We start from the raw sequence: 3,493 nt of genomic DNA on the forward strand, positions 1-3,493 counted from the left end.
TCCGGCTCATCTGTACGTGCATATTCAGTCGCTCACTATGGTTCTCATGCGCACCCCAGCCCCGGTAACTACTCCACGCGTAGGGCCGGCCGGCGCCGCCAGTTGTGTAAAAGCGACAGCGTACGGACCGTGGCCCCCGGCCCGGCCGCGGCCCCGCCGGGGCCCGGCGCGCCGCCGCCCGCGGCCACCAGTCGCAGCAGCCGTTCCACCTCCACCGCCGGCAGCCGCCGGGCGGGGTCCTTGTGCAGTAGCCCCTCCAGTACGGGAGCCAGCGGACCCGCCCGGCGCGGCGGGGGCAACTCCTCGTCGACCACGGCCCGGAGCGTGGACAGCGGGGTGTCCTGACGGAACGGCGAGACCCCCTCGACCGCCGCGTACAGCAGCACCCCCAGCGACCACAGGTCCGACTGCGCGCTGGGCGGCCGGCCCAGCGCGCACTCCGGGGCGAGGAACTCCGGCGAGCCGATCACCTCGCCGGTCAGGGTGAGTGCCGGGCTGCCCTCCAGCCGGGCGATGCCGAAGTCGCTGAGCACCACCCTGCCGTCGTTGCCGATCAGCACGTTCCCGGGCTTCACGTCCCGGTGCAGCACCCCCGCCGCGTGCGCGGAGCGCAGCGCGTCCAGCACCTGCCGGCCGACGGCCGCCGCCTGCCGCGGCGCCATCGGTCCGTCGGCCGCGAGCACCTCGGCCAGCGACAGCCCGCGGACCAGCTCCATGACGATCCAGGGCCGGCCCTCCTCGGTGGCCACGTCGTAGACGGTGACCACCCCGCGGTGCGAGATCCGGGCGGCCGCCCAGGCCTCGCGCTCCAGCCGGGCGTACATTCGGCGGACCTCGTCGGCGTCCAGTCCGTCGGGGGCCCGCACCTCCTTCACCGCGACCTCGCGGCCCAGCACCTCGTCCCGGGCCCGCCAGACCATGCCCATGCCGCCGCGGCCCAACGGGCCCAGCAGCCGGTACCGACCCGCCACGACACGCCCCGGCTCCTCGCTCACGAGCGCCCCCATCCGCGTCACAGGGTGATCACTCCACGTTACCGCCGGAGCGCCCGTTCTGTCCCCGGTCGCGAGGCTTCCGTTGTGGTTCTGTCGTGTCGTTCCGTCGCCGTTCCTCCCCAATCCGCCCCATCTGTGCGGAGAGTGACGGTTGACTCCGCTGAGTAACCGTCAACTCCCCGTACGGATAGGGGTAATTCACACGCCCGGGATACCCGACTGCGTTGCCGGGGCGATAGGGTTACCCTGCCCGGGCCGGGTGCCCTCGTACGGGTGGGGAGAGATCATGGAACAGATAGCAATGCGCAGCAGGCCGCCCCGCGTGCCTGCCATCACCTGCGGCAGCAGCGCGGTCAGTACGCGCCTCGACCGCCACCTCGCCGTGCTGGGCGGACCCGCCGTCCCGCAGCGCGAGGCCGCCGAGGCGACCCTGCTGATGCGCGAGCTCACGTCCCGCGACCACACGCACGTCCAGCGGAGCCGGAGCGCGCGCGTCTCGCTCTTCGCCCCGCTGCGCCGGCTGCGGCGCACGCTCTTCGGCAGCCGCCGCCACTAGTCCCGACCAGTCCCGACCGGTCCCGACCGGTCCCACCACCCGTCCCCGACCCGACCCCGGCTCTCTCAGGCGATCACACCGTCCCGGCGCAGTGCCGAGATCTGCGCGCCCGTCATCCCCAGGGCGCGCAGTACGGCGTCGGTGTGTTCGCCGAGCGCGGGCACCGCACCCATCCGCGGCGGCGCACCGCCCGGCAGGACGACCGGCGGCAGCAGTGCCCGCAGCGGGCCCGCCGGCGACGCCACCTCGCGCCAGCGGTCCCGCGCCGCCAGCTGGGGGTGCCCGGCCAGCTGTGCCACCGAGTTCAGCCGCGCGCAGGCGATCCCGGCCGCCTCCAGCCGGGCGAGCGCCTCGGCCGCCCCGAGCCGGCCCAGCGCGTCGGCCACCGCCGCATCGGTCCGCTCCCGGTTCGCGGTCCGCGCCGCGTTCGTGGCGTACGCCGGATCGTCGGCCAACTCTGGCCGCTCCAGGACCTGTTGTGCGAGCCGGCGCCATTCCCGGTCGTTCTGCACCGACAGCAGCACCTGGTCCCCGTCCGCCGTCCCGTACGCGTCGTAGGGCGCGATCACCGCGTGCGCCAGGCCCGTCCGCTCGGGCTGCTCGCCGCCGTGCATCGTGTGGTGCAGCGGATGCCCCATCCACTCGGCGAGGGCGTCGAGCATGGAGACCTCCACCGGGCCCCCGCGCCCGGTCGTCCCGCGCCGCAGCAGCGCGGCGAGGACGCCGGAGAACGCGTACATGGCGGCCGCGATGTCGGCCGCCGGGATGCCGGCCTTGACCGGCCGCTCCGGCGTGCCGGTCACCGAGACCAGGCCGGCCTCGCACTGCACGAGCATGTCGTAGGCGCGCTTGTGCGCGTACGGCCCGTCCGGCCCGTACCCGGAGATGTCCACCGCGACCAGCCGCCCGTACCGCGCGCACAGCGTCGCCGCGTCCAGGCCGAGGCGGGCGGCCGCGCCCTGGGCGAGGTTCTGGACGAACACGTCCGCCCCGGCCAGCAGCCCGTGCAGGACCTCCCGGCCGCGCGGGTCCTTCAGGTCGAGCGCGACCGACTCCTTGCCGCGGTTGGCCCAGACGAAGTGCGAGGCCAGACCGCGGGCGGCGGTGTCGTAGCCGCGCGCGAAGTCGCCGCCGTCGGGCCGCTCGACCTTGACGACGCGGGCGCCGAGGTCGGCGAGCTGGCGGGTGGCGAAGGGCGCGGACACGGCCTGCTCGACGGCGACGACGGTGATGCCGTCCAGGGGGAGGGGCTCGGAGGGCGGCTCGGGCGGCTCGGGCTGCTCGGGCGGCTCAGGCTGTTCGGGCATCTGTTCCATGACACCGATGCCTATCGGCTGAGGGCGGGTCCTGTCATCCCGTGGTCACCTCGTGCCCCCCGCCCGCGGGCTCCGGGAGGTGGCCGAGCGCGGTGCTCAGAGGAGGGCGAACTGGCCGCCCGGGCCCTCCTCGTGGTGGTCCAGGACCGACGCCGGGCGCCGGGACCAGGACGGCGGCGGCAGCACCCCGGCCGAGCGCAGCTCGGCGGCCGGCAGCGGTGGGCCGACGTCGAGCGCGGCCCGCTCCGGCTCCAGATCGGCCAGCAGCGCGAGCGTGGTGAGCAGGGCCAGCAGCTCCGAGGTCCACGCCTGCGGCCACTCGGCGGGGCCGAGCGCTTCGAGCCCGCCCGCTTCCGGTCCGTCCGCTTCCGGTCCGTCCGCTTCCGGTCCGTCCGCTCCCCGCGCCGCCGCCTCCCGGTGCGCGGTCCGCGCGGCGAACCACCGCTCCACCACGCGGACCCCTGCCACCTCGTACTCCCAGGCCCCCGCCGGCACCGGCGCGACCGCCCCCGGGCCCAGGTGCAGGGTCTCGCTCTCCGCGTCGTACGACACCTGCGCCGGGCGGGCCGGCACGGCCTGGCGTACGTACGGCCGCCGGCCGCCCGGCAGCCGCGGCGGCTCCCCGC

3 protein-coding genes and 1 pseudogene are annotated in these 3,493 nt (G+C 75.6%); 1 reads left to right on the forward strand and 3 read right to left on the reverse strand.

What is annotated here, in order from left to right; all coding sequences use genetic code 11:
• Positions 1-131: 131 nt before the first annotated feature.
• Positions 132-1,007: pseudogene (locus GPJ59_RS34650) on the reverse strand (serine/threonine-protein kinase); the annotation flags it as partial.
• Positions 1,008-1,281: 274 nt separating this feature from the next.
• Here GPJ59_RS34650 and GPJ59_RS34655 point away from each other — a divergent pair.
• Complete coding sequence (locus GPJ59_RS34655) at positions 1,282-1,551, forward strand: hypothetical protein (RefSeq protein ID WP_219672001.1); 270 nt, start codon at positions 1,282-1,284, stop codon at positions 1,549-1,551.
• A 65-nt stretch (positions 1,552-1,616) separates the two neighbouring features.
• On the opposite strand, the gene GPJ59_RS34660 is transcribed toward GPJ59_RS34655, so the two are convergent.
• Together GPJ59_RS34660 and GPJ59_RS34665 are read right to left on the reverse strand one after the other, a co-directional pair.
• Entirely contained in the window at positions 1,617-2,858 is a 1,242-nt protein-coding gene (locus GPJ59_RS34660; RefSeq protein WP_219672002.1) for a CaiB/BaiF CoA transferase family protein, read from the reverse strand.
• A gap of 105 nt (positions 2,859-2,963) precedes the next feature.
• Positions 2,964-3,493: type ISP restriction/modification enzyme (locus GPJ59_RS34665; RefSeq protein WP_308120659.1), on the reverse strand; the 530-nt coding region annotated here is incomplete at its 5' end.

The sequence above is a fragment of the Streptomyces bambusae genome (assembly GCF_019400985.1).
In the GTDB taxonomy this organism is placed as follows: domain Bacteria; phylum Actinomycetota; class Actinomycetes; order Streptomycetales; family Streptomycetaceae; genus Streptomyces; species Streptomyces bambusae_A.